Genomic DNA, 15,779 nt, shown 5'->3' on the forward strand with positions numbered 1-15,779 from the left:
AGAAGAAACTTTTATGAGCTGGTTTAATGAACAAATTGAACAGCGCCTGAAAAACGACAATGACAATTTTGCCGAAGCGTTTGCCAACATGTCCTCGGCGGTCATGGGCAAGAGCATTCTGAATTCGTTCATGGCGGATGATAGACGGGCATGCGATGCCATTGGCGAGATTTTGGCGTACTATTCCATTAAGATGACAGAAACGAACGAAGTCTTCCCTAATCTCAATGAAAATTTAGAATACTACATGCGTCCCCATGGTATTATGCGGCGCACAGTTAAGCTTGCCGGGGGCTGGTATAAAGACAGTATAGGAGCTCTTCTGGGCGAAACTCGAGAGGGTAAGATTGTCGCGTTAATTCCGGGGAAAGTAAGAGGCTACTCCTTTTTCGACTATGAAACCGGAAAGCGTGTCAGGGTAACGGAAAAAACGGCCGCTGGACTTTCGGATGAAGCGATTTGCTTTTATAAGCCCTTTCCGCTGAAGGAACTGAGGATTTCCGACCTGCTGCTCTATACCCTGCAGACACTGGCGGTTTCGGATCTGGTCATGGTAGTGCTAGCAATGCTAGTTACTACACTGATGGGAATGCTATTGCCGTATATCACCCAGCAGATTTTCAATGTGGCGATTCCCAGCAAAAATACTGGACTGATTGTCCCGATTGCGCTTTTCTACGGAGGAGTAACAGTCAGCCGGACCTTAATTGAAATTACCGTTTCGCTTATCCAGTCGAGGGTTAATACGAAAATAAACATTGCGGTGCAATCGGCGTCCATGATGCGTGTCTTGGTTATGCCGGCCTCCTTTTTTAAGGATTATAGTGCAGGCGAGCTCGCGAGCCGCGTTGAATACATAAACAGTCTTTGCAACATGCTCCAGAGCACCATTTTATCGGTGGGCCTCTCTTCCCTGTTTTCCCTCGCCTATATTACGCAGATCTTTGCCTACTCCCCGGGACTAGTGGTACCGGCGTTGCTGGTGACGTTGCTTTCTTGTGTAATTACGCTGGTTACCGCGCTGCTTGGCATGAAGCTGGCGAAAAAAAGCATGATGCTTTCCTCCAAGCAAAGCGGTATGCTATACGCGCTCATTACAGGTGTGCAGAAAATCCGGCTGACCGGTGCAGAAAAGCGAGCCTTTGGGCGGTGGGCCAATGCCTATTCCGAGATAGCCCGGATCACTTATGACCCGCCTGCGTTTTTAAAGTACAGTGGTGTGCTGTCAGCGGCGGTCAGTTCCATGGGAACGCTGGTTATTTATTACTATGCTATAAAAACCGGTGTGGGTGTGGCAGGGTATATGGCGTTTAACGTGTCCTTTGGCATGGTCAGCGGAGCGTTTGCTTCCTTGTTCGGTATTGTTACCACCCTAGCGGGGATTAAACCCACATTGGATATGGCGCTTCCGCTTTTAAAAACCTTGCCGGAAGCCGCCACCGGCAAAAAAATCGTAACGAAGATCTCCGGGACTATAGAACTTTCTAATGTATCCTTTCGCTACAGCGAAACTATGCCGCTGATACTTGACGATCTCTCCCTGAAGATCAAGGCGGGGCAGTATATAGCCATCGTGGGGCAGACGGGCTGCGGAAAATCCACACTTTTGCGCCTGCTGCTGGGCTTTGAAACACCGGCCAAGGGCGCGGTATATTACGACAACAAGGATCTCGGCACATTGGACTTAAAGTCCCTGCGCCGCAATATCGGTACCGTGATGCAGAACGGCAAGCTAATGCAGGGGGATATTTTTTCCAATATTGTCGTTGCCGCCCCCTGGCTGAACTTAAGTGATGCGTGGGAGGCAGCCGAGCTGGCAGGTATTGCGGAGGACATCCGCGCCATGCCTATGGGAATGCACACTATTATCTCCGAGGGCTCCGGCGGAATTTCCGGCGGGCAGAAGCAGCGGCTGATGATTTCCCGTGCAGTTGCCCCTAAACCTAAAATCATGATGTTTGACGAGGCAACCAGTGCCCTAGACAATATCACCCAAAAGCATGTATCCAAATCCCTGGATAAACTTAAATGCACACGGATCGTCATCGCCCACCGGCTTTCGACCATTAAACAGTGCGACCGGATTATCGTGCTGGACAAAGGAAAAATTATGGAGGACGGCAGCTATGAGCAACTGATTGCGCGCGACGGTTATTTTGCCGAGCTTATTGCCAGGCAGCGGCTGGATGAAACCGGCTTTGTGGAGGCGACAACCGCCTATTAGAATTTTTTTAAAAAATAGCCTAACACTCTTGAAGCTTAAGCGAATCAATAGATGAAAGCATTTAAAAGGAGGTAGCAGTCATGAACGAAGAAATTAAGAACAAAGCCGTAGAGCTTACCGACGAGGAGAAAGACAATAATATAGGTAAGGTTAAACATTCTGAAAAAATAAAGAACCTTCAGGATGAGGAAATGGACAATGTTGTGGGCGGTGTGAGTGCACACTGGTATGGATATACCTACACCTGTGACGTCGACGTAGTTACATTTGACGATTTTGTTAAGCTCAGTAGCAGTAAGTATAGGGATGGTTCATATATATGCCCACATTATTCGTATGATGGTTGTCACACTGCAATTAACTGTCTTAGTTGTAGTCATTACCATGCCACTAAAGGCTAAGTGAATTGCTGAATTTGGTGGCTCGGGTAAACACAATCCAACGAATTAAGGAGGAATAGTTCTGACCAAGGATATTAATGAAAAAGCCGTCGAGCTTACAGACGAGGAAATCGAAAAAACAGTGGGCGGAGGTGAGATTATAAGCACGGTAGTAGAAAAACGATGCCAAATTTGCCAAAGCATCTATTCTCATACCTTCGCAAAATGCCCGAGTTGCGGTTCTCCATGGTATGAATCTGTAACAATTTATGAAACACCCCCCAATTCAGGCGGAGGTTTGGGCTGGTGACTGCATCAGAATCGGCGGTAGCAACAGTTATGTCTGAAAATGATAATAAAGCATTCGAACTTTCCGATGCTGAGATGGATCTTAAGGAGGAAACAGTCATGAACGAAGAAATCAAGAACGAAGCCCTAGAACTTACAGACGAGGAAATTGAAAAGGCGGCTGGCGGTGCACAGTCTAAAGAGACTGTTGAGAAATGCGATAGATGCCATAGGTATTTTGAAAATAGTGACTTCAGCTACATATGCACGCATTGCCATCATCAGAAATATTACCCAAATTGGATACTTTGCAATACCTGCAATATTTCTTATCCGTTTCACCTCTACAAGTGCCCCAAATGTAATTTAGGTAAGATGTGACTGATATAAGTCAAATATGCGTGAAATAAAGGATTAAGAACACAGGCTTATAGTACGAAGGGGGGATTACTATGAACGAAGAAATCAAGAACATGGCACAAGAGCTTACTGATAAAGAAATGAACCAGGTGGTAGGAGGTACAGGGGGCAACTGTGACTGTTCGTCATCATTTCCAGTCCGCGGCGTAAGTGTCGAATGTAATCAAGTCCTATCTCCACCGGAATTCAAAGCGCGTTACTATGAGGGTGAACAGAACAGCTGTGCAAGTCATAGCGCTGCGTCTTCAAGCAACAACATGCATTGCTGTGAAACCTGCAAGCATTTTACGGCACGTGTGGGGTATATATGGCAGTATGTCACATCACAGAACGCAAACGGATCAGGTCCCGGTTTGCCTTCCGGTGGAGGGGGGGGGGGAGAGAAACCAAACCACTTATAACCACTTATCCTTGACTTAACGAACATTTCTGTCACGGGCATTACGCCGTAAGGAGGAAGCCATGTTGCATAGCGATATGGAGAAAAGAGAAGTCTTAGGCCGTCTGTTTGATTTGCATAAGTTCATGCCGAATAAGCGGATCCAGTCGCTGACTGACTCAGTCGGCGCAAAATACGGCATAAACAGCGGTCGTCGGGAGTTGTCCGACGACGAGCTGGAAGTATGGGCGGCAGGTGACCCCGCTGTCGGACAACGGGTGAAGAAGCCCGAGGACGGCTATGAATAATACCGCAACGAATAGAACGGTTACGTCGGAACAGATTTACTGTGACTTTAAAGAGCAGGTTTGCAAGTATATTCGAAATCGGATAAACCACCCGCAGGACGTGGAGGATGTGCTGTCCTGTGTATTTTTGAAAGTCCATGAGCACCAGCATATATATGATCCTCTAAAAGCAGGCCTTTCCACATGGGTTTACGTGATCACCCGTAATACGGTGAATGATTATCTCCGTAGGCAGTATCGTTCTCCGGTATTTGATCCGAGGGAGGATGCTCTGGTGGATTATTCAATGGAGGAGCTCCCAGTGCTAGATCGGATGATTCTGGACGAACAGCTTGAACAGCTTGGCAATGCGTTGGAACGTCTGCCTGAGCGGGAGCGGGAAATCATTCTGCTGAGATTTTATTATCGGAAAACCTCGCCTGAGGTTGCTGACTTAATGAAAATCAGTCATGTGAATGTGCGCTACCTGCAGCATATTGCCATCGGCAAGCTAAAAAAAATGATGAATCTTAAGATTCAATAATGCCCAGCCTTTTTGCCTCAATGACTGCATCGGCAACATTATTGACACCCAGCTTTTGATAGGCAAGCTTTGTATGGGATTTGACGGTGTTAATGGTCAGTCCTGTTAAGTTTATGATCTCCGTATTCGTATACCCCTGAGCCAGCAATCGAACAATATATTTTTGCTGCTTTGACAGGTTTACCGGTTTCGAATTCAGATAGAATGTGATTCCTCTATGCTTTTTGGAAACCTCATAAGCACAAAGCAGAACTTGATTCAGATAGTGGCTGTCCAGCTGATTCTGACTAGCGGTCCGGTCTGCGAGGGTAGCGATCTTTTTCAGGATGGGCAGCACTGCGGCGCCTTCATCTGCGATAATGCGAATCACGCGGTAAGGTTGCATTGCTAGCAGGACATCGCTTAATGTCTTGATGGCCTCTTTCCGAAAACCAGTCGCCCATTCCAGTGCAGCCTTCAATACACCGACTTCGGCCGTATCCAGTGGACGGCGGTAATCCAAACTGAGCTTTTTCAGTTTTTCAATATATTCCATAGCTATATCCCGCTCAGACAGCACAATATAGGCACGCACGGTGGTGAAATACTGATAAAGCTTATAGAAACGAAGCTGCTCCTCCTCAATGACAAAGTGCTGTTCCAACCACATTTTTGCCGCCTTCCGGTCAGCATCCCGCAACCGGTATTTTGTGTCAATCGCCAGAAAATTAGGGCTTAAATACAGGGCATTTTCCTCTTTGATGCGTGAGGTTAAGCGCTCCTTGACACGCTCGGATTCCTTTGCTTTTCCCAGCGCATCAAATATTTGAGATAAAAGGATGAAAACGCAGAAGTGCATCTCAAAACGAAGCTCTTTTTTAAGCTCGCACTGTGCCAGCATAATGGCTTCTTGCGCTTTTTCCAGCATATTTTGCTCGTAATAAAGTCCTGCCCTCACGCTGTTGCAGAAAGCGCCAGCTTCCGTGTGGTAAAAGTGGCCGAATACCTCGATAATTGACTGCAGACGGTTATCCATATCGGGGATTAATTCCAGACAGTCGCTGATGGAGCGGTGCATATAAGGAAAATTCTGCGTAATGGACGGTGTATAAAAATTAAAATCATTTGAATTCTGCTCGGGCAAGGTGCTTACCCATTCGGAAAACCCTTGGGTAAATTCATGAATTCCTATGCGAAAATCGGCAAAGCCTATGCTGCAGGCAAAGCCGAGAAGATCCTCTTCTTTTAATAATTTGCGGTTATTTTCGGAAGCAACGTAAGTGTTTGCGATATCAATATATTTTAGAGTGGCTTCGGCATTACCGTTTAGAAAATTTGCCCAGGCGGCTTCAATCAGCAGAGTGATATTGTTTCTGATAAACTCCTCGGGAAGCTTGTCCAGTACAAAGGTCGCAGAATAGTTAATCCATTCCTCCACGCTGAAATCCATGTAAATGGAATTCAGCTGATAAAAGCACTGGTTAATGCCATCGTGGCTTTCGGTTCGAACATAATAGGCCAGAGACGTGAAATAATCCTTTCGGTCATAATACAGACCGGCAATTTTCAAAATCAATCCCTGAACGTCAATGTCGGTACGTTCCTTCAGCTTCTCACGCAGAAATTCCAAAAACAGATGGTGATACCGGTAGGTGTGTGATGAGGTCTTGAGCGCAAATATGTTTTGAATCAGTAGTCTGTCCAATATCTCATCGGCATTTTCCACTCCGGTCAGAAGAGTGCACAGCTCGGCATCCATCTCATTGGCTACGGAAGTAACCAGCATAAACTCCCGCAGCTGTGTATCCCACCGTTCCCAAATATGCTTATTAATATAATTCTCAAGGAACCGCCCGTTTCCCAGAGGGGCGTTCAGTGTTTCACTTTGAGAAAGCGCGTTGATTCCGATAGCCCATCCTCCGGTAGCATCGAAAAACGCCTGCGCCTGTGCTCTTGTTATTCCGCGTCCCAGGGCACTGTAATATTTTTGGATTTCGTCCATCGAAAAGGCGAGGTCGCTGGCTGTAATCTCGACTCCGTTTCTGCTTTCGACAAAATCGTTTAGTTCCTCTGGAAGCTTGTTCCGGCTGAGCAGCAGGATGTCGAAGGAATAAGGCATACGCTTTAAGATGAAGGGCAGGGATTTAAGGATTTTCTTATTGGTAATCGTATGTATGTCGTCAAGCACCAGAACATAGGCTCCTTCTTCCTGGGCAAATTCCAGAAGGAAGTTGATGGTATGATCGACGGGAGATGAATAAAAGGCGTTACTGTTTAAAATCTCCTGCATTTTTACATTATCAGGCTGTACTGATAGGATACCGGTACAAAAGAGCTTATAAAACACAAAGGGGGCGTTGTCGTATTCATCCAGTCCGATCCAAATCGATCTGCGACCTGAATCCCTGATCCACAGCAGCGTGGAAACCGTTTTTCCGTATCCCGCAGGTGCGCAGATAACCGCCAGACGGTTATCTGCAGCTTTGTGATAGAGATTCAATAATTCCTTCCGCGGTGCACAGATTTCAGGCAGTGAAGTGGGGACGAATTTATCATTCATAAAATTTATTGCGGACATATATGTTCTCCTTAGCGTTAATACGGTTATATTTTGGTTTGCTTACGTTTTCATAAAATATCTTTATTATACTTTTCTTCACATACAGAAACAAGCGAAAAATAAAAACTTTACCCCAGACGTGCAAGTAATCCGGCTGTGTTCATTTTTGCGGCTTTGGCGCCTACAGTTGTCGTTATTGGGGATGAAACAGGGAGGCCTCAACATGAGAAGAGCATTTATTACCCCCTCTAAATATGTGTAGGGAGAGGGAGAACTTTTAAATCTCGGTTTTTTTGTCAAAGCCTTTGGGGACAAAGCCCTGCTAGTTGCCAGTACAAACGGTTATGCAGATGAAAGCCTTAAAAAGGAAGAAATAAGCATGAACGGAGAAAACAAAAACGGAGGGATTGAACTTACCGATGAGGAGATGGGCCAAGTTGCTGCAGGGAAGTCATTGGTTTTAATGAATGCGGCTACTGGCCTACATGGTTATCGATGTTCCTGCGCTGACATCAGATGGCTGGATGTCAGCAGTTACATGATGATTGAGAGGATAGTCGGTGTCTGCCCTAAATTTATTAAGAAGGAAGAACCCAAGGAATACAATCATTGTAAGAGCTGCATCTACTTTAAGGATATGGGTATTATGGACGAAGATGCGATTCAAACGCACAGGGCTAAGGGATACGGAATCGGCACAATTTAACGGCAGCGTAGGAGATATGAGCACCTGTTGCCGATTAATGGCTATTCAGATCAATACTTTAAAAAGCTCGGTTTTGACACGGTATTCATAAAGTTTATAAAAGGAGGCAGCAATCAGGAACAAAAAAAATCCTCACACCGTCATTTAATAGCACGCAGATTATTTAAAGAATAATCACCCCGGTGTGATTATTCTGTCGAAAGACCTATGGTAAAGTTAGTTATGAATTATATATGACCCACCTGCGTTTTTAAAGCGACAACCTCATATCAGAATAATTCTTAAAAATAGCCTAACACTTTCGCATCTAAGGCGAATCAGTAGATGCAAGCCTTTAAAAGGAGGAAACAAGCATGAGTGGAGAAAGCAAAAGCAGAGCGAGTGAACTTACCGATGAGGAAATGGCCAGTATATCAGGCGGGATGGCAATGGTTATTTACACCGAGTATCAGGAATATTACAAATGTAGTCATAAAAAAATATCCGGAAAAGAATTATTAAAAAACCTGGGCCATATCAACAAGTGCGACAATTACGATGGTCCCAGGCCTGATTCGAAAAGCTGTGGAGCGTGCAAATATTATGGGCACATGTATTACAGTAATCTGAATGAATTAGATAAGAAAGGCTACGATGTTGTGAAGTATTAAACCTGTAATTGCGATGTCGTTTGGAACAAAACGTTAAGGTGGAAGCCGAGTTCAAAATGGCAATGGGGAATAATGAAGGTGAAATGATGAGAATAAGCGTCAAATGGTTATTCTCGTCTTTCATTTTAGCCGCCGATAGAATCGGAATGATCTATAAGACGTGTATAAACCGGTAGAATAATGACAAGTTTGAAAAAGGGGGGGCTATTATCAAAGATTTTGAGGGGATCCGTAGTGTTTTGCTCGAGAAATATTCGCTGGACATTGCGAATGCCAGCCGCCATTTTTCCACCCGCAATTATGCGTTCGTTTTTGCAATGGACTATTGCTCGGTGGTCATTCGCGTGAGTCCGGCAGAGCTGCGAACGCGTGAAGAGGTGATGAGCGAGTTTATGTGGGTGGACGATCTCAAGCAATTTCACACGACCGTTTGCCAGCCCTATGCTTCCGCGAAAAACAAGGCAGTCGAGGAGTTTGAGGTTGGCGGTAATAAGTACAGGGCAACGCTTTTCAGGAGAGCTGAGGGTAAAATCCTCACGTGCGAGGACTGGAATAACCACTACTTCTACAATGTAGGCGTATCACTCGGCAAGCTGCACAAAGCAAGTGCCGACGGTTATGCTCAGGGCTTCCGCTATAGGCGTTGTCATTGGCATGAGAAAGCCACCTTTGATTTTAACAGCTTTCGGCATGCTCTTACAGACGAAATACTCGACATCATGAATGAAACTAAGGCGAAAATCATGAGCATACCTAAAACCCCACAAACCTATGGCATGATTCACGGCGACTATTGGCCAGGCAATTACTTCTCCAGCGATGACGACATCTGGGTGTTCGATTTTGACGATTGCGGCTACGGTTACTATATGTTTGACATTGTGACATCCATATCCCAATGGATACAGGAACCTAAGTTTATGCCACAAATAAAGCGCCGTGACCTACTATACAAAAATGGTATGCTCGACTCGTTCAAACGCGGCTATCTTGAAAATTACACCCTGCCAAACGAAGCGTGGAAGGATCTTGAACTGTTTTTAAAGCTGCGCTATATGGAACAGCTCACCATTATGATACCTGCGTTCGACGACAGGCTCAGAGAGATCATTGGCTTTGATATGGTTGAGCTTGATAAAAAAATTGTGCTTGCTAAGGACGACTTCTACGAGGTCCTTGATGGGCTTGCACAGAGTTTTAAAGAAACAATTGTAGCAAAAGTTTGAAGAGATTGAGAGAGGAGAGAATTAGCATGAAAATCAACAAGACACAGGATGGAAGCAAATTAACCTTGACTTTTGAGGGCAGGCTCGACAGCAGTAGCGCCCCCCAGTTGGAGATGGAACTTAAAGCTAACCTAGGAGGCATAACAGAACTTGTGATGGACTTTGCCGAACTGGTCTACCTTTCTAGTGCGGGGTTACGCGTCATTCTCGCCGCGCAGAAGCAGATGAACACGCAGGGGAAAATGCTGATTGTTAAGGTTAATGAGACAATCATGGAGATTTTCGAGGTAACTGGCTTCACAGAAATTCTAACCATCGAGTAACACGTGAAGTTTTGATGCCCAAAAGGTGGAGATAAAGTTAAGGAACACCCACTTACAAAAGGTGGGTGTCTTACGATTGGATGAAGAGTGATTATGAAGGACGATGAATGGCGGAGGTATATCATGAGCATTGGTAAAAAGATCTTATTATCTCTTCTGGGATTATCCTTATTGGTCACCCTCTTGTTGTGTGCGGTTTCCATTTATGGATTTTATGATATTAAAGCAACCTTTCAGGAAGAAAACAAAGTGGCGATTGACGAACTCTACGAGAAAAATGTCACTGAAATTACGAAAAGTAGTTCTAAGCTGGCTGTTTCTCTGGCAGATTATTATGCACAGACCATTAACATAAATTTTGAGAGAATTATGGGCGAACTTAATACGCTCAAGGGTGATATTGAAACCCTCTATAATAATGGCGGAACCAACAGCCCTATCGCTCTCCGCAGACATCAGGAGTATATTATCTCACAGGCAGCAAACATCAATGCAGAGGAAGTTCGTCAAACCCTTAAAGTCTTGAGTGCGACGACACCCATGTTCGATAATATATTGAGCATTGAGCCGAATATTTCGTTGGCCTACCTTGTCCTAGAAAATGGGATGGCTATTTCAAGCACTAATATCTTTTATGAGTCAGTAGAAAAATCAGATATGCGTACGAGAAGCTGGTATAAGGATGCTGTCGCTGCAGGCACTAGTCGCTGGTCGGATCTTTACATAGGTACAGATTCCAGAAACTATATCACTTGCGCCACTCCGATTTATGACAAACAGGGTACCCTCCTTGGGGTGCTGGCCTTTGATCTTCGCGTCAGTGAAATCTCGGAAAAGACTCTCAACGTAAAAAATAGTTCCTTTATATCAGCCTTTATCATGAGCAGGCAGGGAACCGTGTTACTCAGCTCTCAGGGCATAAAAGAAACGGAAAACGAGTCGTTTTTTAAAAAGTTTATCAGTAGCATTGATTTAAAAACCGCAATGTCAGCCTATTATTCCGACGATCGCTCCATCATCGGCTATGCCCAGATTAAATCCACGGATTGGCTTATGGTTACGGTGCTGGATTATGACGTGATGATGGCACCGGTGCAGTCAGTCGCTGACTCGGTATCCAATACTGGGGCTAAAATGGAACAGGTGATTATCGATGAAACCCAGAAGGTCTTTATTATTTTCCTGATTATCATTCTTCTTCTCTTAATTCTGGTCTTCATGACTTCCACTCGTCTGAGCAAGTCGATTACAAAGCCTGTAGGAATATTGGCCGACGGAGCAAAGATAATTGGGGACGGCAATCTGGACTATGAATTCGCAGACCTCGGTACGGATGAGATGGGTATGCTAGCCGCCACGTTTAATGGCATGACCCTTCGCCTAAAAGAGTACATGGGACAGGTCGCAAAATCGGCAGCAGAAAAGCAGAGACTGGAATCTGAGCTTGACGTAGCTAGAAATATTCAGCTTGGCATGTTACCTAAGATGATTGACTGCCCAGGCTATGATGTCACCGGCATGATGCTTCCGGCCAAGGAGGTAGGGGGAGATTTCTATGATTTCTTCATGGTTGGCGAGGATAAACTCTGTTTCGTCGTTGCCGATGTTTCAGGAAAAGGAGTCGGCGCAGCCCTGTTTATGACGGTCGCTAAAATGGTCATCAAAACTGCGGCCCAAGCAAATACCGGAACAGTTGATGAGCTTTTGTGCATGGCCAACAACTTGCTCTGTGAGGAAAATCCTGCCCAATTATTCGTGACGGCGTATGTGGGAATCATGGATCTAGAGACAGGAGAGGTTTCTTACGCCTGCGCAGGGCATAATCCTCCGGTTATCATGCACAGAGATGGTACGGTTGAATTCATTCCAATCAAACATAAACTTCCTCTTGCAGCGATGGAAGGAATCAACTATCCGATCATGCACATGCAACTTCTGGAAGGGGAGACCTTTGTCTTATATACCGATGGCGTTACAGAAGCAACCAATAAGGACAATGAACTGTACGGGGATGCACGGTTGCTAGAGATTGTGAAGGCGGTACGAGTATCGTCCATCCATGAGGTAGTTAAGGGAATCAAAGCGGATGTGGATATATTTGTCGGTGAAGCACCACAATTCGATGATATTACCATTATGGCAATTCGAAAAATAAGCCGAGAAAAGAGAGAACCTCAAGATGAGAAGTAGAGCAAAAGACTTGATCTATCATCATTTTATCGATAAGTTTCTTGGAAAAACGGGGCAGTATGTGGGCGTTGAAATCGAAATGCCTGTGGTGAATTTGGATAAGAAACCAGTGGAACCAGACTTTGCGCAAGCCATGTTTGAGCTATTAGTCGATCGGTTTGATTTCAGGCCTGCCAAATTCACGCTTGAGGGCTTTCCGATCGCAGTCGTCAAGGACAATGGCGATAGCTGTTCCTTTGAAACGAGCCTTAACACCCTTGAATTCTCAATGGGGAGAAAACGAAGTATCCAGGAAATCGCTGCTAGTTTTTATAACTATTTAGGGGCTTTGAAAAAGCTGGAGAAGAAACATAATTATCGCATATGCGGCATGGGAACCAATCCATATGCGCAGTATGCCAATAGTACACCGCTGAATACGCCATCAATGATGGCAAAGTCTGAGTTCTTAAAGAGATTCACGACCCATCATGACGGAGAAATTTTTCATTCATTTTCTGCGTCAACCCAGACGCATCTTGACATAAGCCTGCCTGCACTGCCGGATCGCTTGAACCTCTTGGGGAAGTTAGCCTTTGTGGATGGACTGCTTTTTGCGAATTCCCTTCCCTTTCCCCATGAACAAACCAGCGCTTGGCAAGCGAAGCTTCCCTTAAACCTGCGCCAAGAACTGGAAAACCCTACTGTGTGTTTCCGCGATACACTCTGGAGGTTATGTGAATCACCGAATACAGAGGCCTATGATCAGGAATACCGATCGCTTGAGGAGGTTGTAAATCGCTTGATGGACCTCAAACTCTTTGTAGTCAGTGATGGTAAGGATAGATTTAAACCAATCCAACCCGTTGAATTTTCCAAGTATTTTGCAGACCACAATAATTTAGAGGAAGACATCGTATGCTTTCGCTCCCTTGAACCGATTGCAGTCAGCAAATATGGAACCATTGAAATAAGGCAAACTTGCACCCAACCTCTGGCAGAGATTTTTATACCCACTGCTTTTTACACGGGCATTTCAGAAAACCAGCGAAAGGCTAGGGCATTAGTCGATGATTTTTGGAGAGAAAACAAGCTGGAAATGACCAACTCAGAACTGCGGCGTAAGGCAGTTTGCCAAGAAACGATTGTACAGCAAGCAACGATGAACCATTTTCTAACTAACTTGGTGGCTATTGCCTGGGAAGGACTGAAAAAACGAAATTTCGGTGAAGAGAATTGTTTGGGACGTCTTATCAAGGGGAATAATTTAATGGAAAGTCCTGCCAAACGGCAAATACGTTTACTGAAAGATGGTTTGGACTACCGGGATCTTATTTTAGCGTATAGCGAAGTCGAAGAAAAAAGGGAAAGGAGAGAACCCGATGGACTATCACCATAAAAGAACACTAGCGGAGTTTAATTTAGAGCTGCTGAACAGGGAGATTGAAGCACTTGGTGAAAAAAATGAACTATTATCGACCAAACTATTTACTATTCAGCTGATCATCGAAGAGCTTGTCACCAATATTTTGAAATATGGTAAACAAACAGGCGCAGATAATAGCATTGAAATTGAGATTCACACCGAAAAGGGGAAGAGCGTCCTAATAATATCTGACGATACAGATATTTTTAACCCACTTACGGCGAAAGAGCCCGATACAACCCTATCTGCAGAAGAGCGGGATATTGGAGGCCTTGGTCTTTTCCTGGTTCGGAAAAAAGTTCAATCCCTCTCGTATGAAAACACCAATGGCCTGAACATTGTAAGAGCTGTTATTTTGTAACATTGCACCGCCGAGAAGGATTAAATACCAAGGACGAGTGGACAGTAAACCTGTCCCCGCGAATGCGAATACTGCTAGAAGGCTCAACTAATGATGGTGAACAGTTTAATTTCAGCCTACCAATGGTTTATTAGAGCAATTGAATTTAAGGAGATCCAAGAAAATTTGAAGGTACACAAAAAACAAGGTGATCCGCGCAATGCGTGGATCACCTTGTTTGACTTGAGTCATTCTTGTCTTACAATAAGACACATTTGTTTTGCACGCGGCAAATACAAAAATTCTCACACCATGTGTCGAATAGACCGCAGATTATTTCAAAAATCATCACCCCGGTGTGATTTTTCTGTCGAAAGACCTATGGTACGATGTTTTTGAGATGAAACCGGCTTCGTGGAAGTAACAACTGCATATGAAAATTTTTTTAGAAAATACCTAACGCTTTCGAATTTCCAGCGAATAAAAGTATGTAATCAAATTTAAGGAGGAAACAGTTATGAGTGAAGAAAACAAGAAACAAGCCGAGGAACTGAAAGACGGAGATATGGAGCGGGTGTCCGGAGGCTATACCGATCCCCTTAGTGGAAAAGGTCACTATGCTAAAAATCCCCCCATCCAATCGACGTTCTATTGCAGCTGCGGTGCGGCGCGTAGTGCCGGCAAAGGTCCAAACTGGTTCCATGATAATTACTCGAATAATAAAAAAGACTGTCCTTATTTCGAATCTGTAGGAGAATCATATCTGATACGCATCTGCGGTAATTGCTATTATTTGACACATTACTAATAAAGGAAAAATCACCGGACCGCCCGTTCAACGGGTGGTTTGATATTGGCCCTGTAAGGGCATGAATCATCAGTGCGCTTTTTCCTTTTAAGTATCCCATAAACTCGGAGACACTTTGCTTGGGCGGCAGGTGGACCCGCTGTCGGACAACGGCTGAAAAAGCTTGAGGACGGCTATGAATAATACCGCAACGAATAGAAGGGTTACGTCGGAACAGATTTACCACGACTTTAAAGAGCAGGTTTGTAAGTATGGTGTTAATGGTCAGGCCTGTTAAGCTTAAGAGATTATTACAGACACAAAAATTTCGATTGGAACACAAAAATATATTCTGAGGCCTACGCAAGAAAATATGGAAGGTATATGCCACAGTTTTGCTTTTCGTATTTTTGTTCTAACAAAAAGCCATCGGTTTCATTTGCAACATTGCATCTCTTTATTCATCATACCCTGTGTCGAATAGCAGGCAGATTATTTTAAAGATCATCACCCCGGTGTGATTTTTCTGTCGAAAGATATATGGTAAGCTTTTTATGATTTGTAGCAACAATTTATAGGGCGAAAAGTATGACGAAAAAATACTAACACTTTTGCATCTCGTGCGAATAAATGTCTGAAATCAAATTTAAGGAGGCTAACAAAATGAGTAAAAACAAAAAGACCATGACCCGCGAGGAACTCGAAAAGGAAATCATCAAGAAGGCGCAGGCAGACAAAGACTTCAAGGAAACGCTGGTGGCTAATCCAAAAGAAACTTCGAAGACGCAATTGGGTCTTCAAGTCCCTGAAGATGTCGAGGTTAAAGTTGTTGAGGAATCGGCTCAAGTGGTCTATTTGGTACAACCCTCTAATCCTGAGGAGTTAACTGATGAACAATTGGAGGTCGTTTCTGGCGCGGGAGAGTATAACCCGCCAAACTGCGGCACTTGGTATTGTAGAGATCGGGGCGGGGAGATTACGCCGCCCCGATGCTCTCCTTATTATTGTTCACAATATGCCTATTGCTGAAGTGCCTCGAAACGAACACCGTCCAACGACAAGACCGACGATGATAGGCTGTTTTTAATATT

At 44.5% G+C, this 15,779-nt stretch carries 16 protein-coding genes and 1 pseudogene; 15 read left to right on the top strand and 2 right to left on the bottom strand.

The features are described 5' to 3' along the window. The first annotated feature begins 13 nt into the window (after positions 1–13). The 6 genes from E4K67_RS23430 to E4K67_RS23455 all read left to right on the top strand — a co-directional run bounded on the left by E4K67_RS23430 (position 14) and on the right by E4K67_RS23455 (position 4,522). A complete protein-coding gene (locus tag E4K67_RS23430) occupies positions 14–2,224 on the top strand; it encodes an NHLP bacteriocin export ABC transporter permease/ATPase subunit (protein ID WP_135551195.1) in 2,211 nt (736 codons plus the stop codon). Positions 2,225–2,304: 80 nt separating this feature from the next. Further along, entirely contained in the window at positions 2,305–2,625 is a 321-nt protein-coding gene (locus tag E4K67_RS23435; RefSeq protein WP_135551197.1) for a hypothetical protein, read from the top strand. Between the two features lie 285 nt (positions 2,626–2,910). Further along, on the top strand, positions 2,911–3,273 hold the full coding sequence (locus E4K67_RS23440; RefSeq protein ID WP_135551199.1) for a hypothetical protein: 363 nt from the start codon (positions 2,911–2,913) through the stop codon (positions 3,271–3,273). Between the two features lie 71 nt (positions 3,274–3,344). Continuing rightward, complete coding sequence (locus E4K67_RS23445) at positions 3,345–3,713, top strand: bacteriocin (RefSeq protein ID WP_135551201.1); 369 nt, start codon at positions 3,345–3,347, stop codon at positions 3,711–3,713. Between the two features lie 61 nt (positions 3,714–3,774). Further along, positions 3,775–3,999, top strand: a complete 225-nt coding sequence (locus E4K67_RS23450) for a hypothetical protein (protein WP_135551203.1) — start codon at positions 3,775–3,777, stop codon at positions 3,997–3,999. Next, positions 3,992–4,522: an RNA polymerase sigma factor gene (locus E4K67_RS23455; protein WP_135551205.1), complete on the top strand. Its 531-nt coding sequence runs from the start codon at positions 3,992–3,994 to the stop codon at positions 4,520–4,522. Before E4K67_RS23450 ends, E4K67_RS23455 begins: the two co-directional genes overlap by 8 nt. Here the strand turns inward: E4K67_RS23455 and E4K67_RS23460 are convergent. Next, the gene (locus E4K67_RS23460; RefSeq protein WP_135551207.1) at positions 4,509–7,079 is read right to left on the bottom strand and encodes a winged helix-turn-helix domain-containing protein; all 2,571 of its coding nucleotides are present in this window, start codon (positions 7,077–7,079) and stop codon (positions 4,509–4,511) included. The two genes, E4K67_RS23455 and E4K67_RS23460, sit on opposite strands and share 14 nt — an antisense overlap. Positions 7,080–7,440: 361 nt before the next feature. On the opposite strand from E4K67_RS23460, the gene E4K67_RS23465 reads away from it, so the two are divergent. The 8 genes from E4K67_RS23465 to E4K67_RS30280 all read left to right on the top strand — a co-directional run bounded on the left by E4K67_RS23465 (position 7,441) and on the right by E4K67_RS30280 (position 14,709). Continuing rightward, positions 7,441–7,767, top strand: a complete 327-nt coding sequence (locus E4K67_RS23465) for a hypothetical protein (protein ID WP_135551209.1) — start codon at positions 7,441–7,443, stop codon at positions 7,765–7,767. Between the two features lie 353 nt (positions 7,768–8,120). Further along, positions 8,121–8,417 carry a bacteriocin gene (locus E4K67_RS30275; protein WP_135551211.1) on the top strand — a complete coding sequence of 99 codons (297 nt, stop codon included), beginning with the start codon at positions 8,121–8,123 and terminating at the stop codon, positions 8,415–8,417. A 239-nt stretch (positions 8,418–8,656) separates the two neighbouring features. Next, positions 8,657–9,643: a phosphotransferase enzyme family protein gene (locus tag E4K67_RS23475; protein ID WP_135551213.1), complete on the top strand. Its 987-nt coding sequence runs from the start codon at positions 8,657–8,659 to the stop codon at positions 9,641–9,643. A gap of 26 nt (positions 9,644–9,669) precedes the next feature. After that, a complete protein-coding gene (locus E4K67_RS23480; protein ID WP_135551215.1) occupies positions 9,670–9,966 on the top strand; it encodes an STAS domain-containing protein in 297 nt (98 codons plus the stop codon). A 123-nt stretch (positions 9,967–10,089) separates the two neighbouring features. After that, complete coding sequence (locus E4K67_RS23485) at positions 10,090–12,156, top strand: SpoIIE family protein phosphatase (RefSeq protein WP_206752226.1); 2,067 nt, start codon at positions 10,090–10,092, stop codon at positions 12,154–12,156. Then, on the top strand, positions 12,146–13,534 hold the full coding sequence (locus tag E4K67_RS23490) for a hypothetical protein (protein ID WP_135551219.1): 1,389 nt from the start codon (positions 12,146–12,148) through the stop codon (positions 13,532–13,534). Before E4K67_RS23485 ends, E4K67_RS23490 begins: the two co-directional genes overlap by 11 nt. Beyond that, entirely contained in the window at positions 13,518–13,922 is a 405-nt protein-coding gene (locus E4K67_RS23495; protein ID WP_135551221.1) for an ATP-binding protein, read from the top strand. The genes E4K67_RS23490 and E4K67_RS23495 overlap by 17 nt, the downstream gene beginning before the upstream one ends. 496 nt (positions 13,923–14,418) lie before the next feature. After that, positions 14,419–14,709 (top strand): hypothetical protein, encoded by a 291-nt coding sequence (locus tag E4K67_RS30280; protein ID WP_199242641.1) that lies wholly within the window; start codon positions 14,419–14,421, stop codon positions 14,707–14,709. Positions 14,710–14,773: 64 nt separating this feature from the next. Here the strand turns inward: E4K67_RS30280 and E4K67_RS23500 are convergent. After that, positions 14,774–14,845: pseudogene (locus E4K67_RS23500) on the bottom strand (IS200/IS605 family transposase); the annotation flags it as partial. 506 nt (positions 14,846–15,351) lie between these two features. Here E4K67_RS23500 and E4K67_RS23505 point away from each other — a divergent pair. Further along, entirely contained in the window at positions 15,352–15,717 is a 366-nt protein-coding gene (locus tag E4K67_RS23505) for an NHLP leader peptide family RiPP precursor (RefSeq protein WP_135551223.1), read from the top strand. Positions 15,718–15,779: the final 62 nt, after the last annotated feature.

This window comes from Desulfosporosinus fructosivorans (assembly GCF_004766045.1).
Taxonomy (GTDB): Bacteria; Bacillota; Desulfitobacteriia; order Desulfitobacteriales; family Desulfitobacteriaceae; genus Desulfosporosinus; species Desulfosporosinus fructosivorans.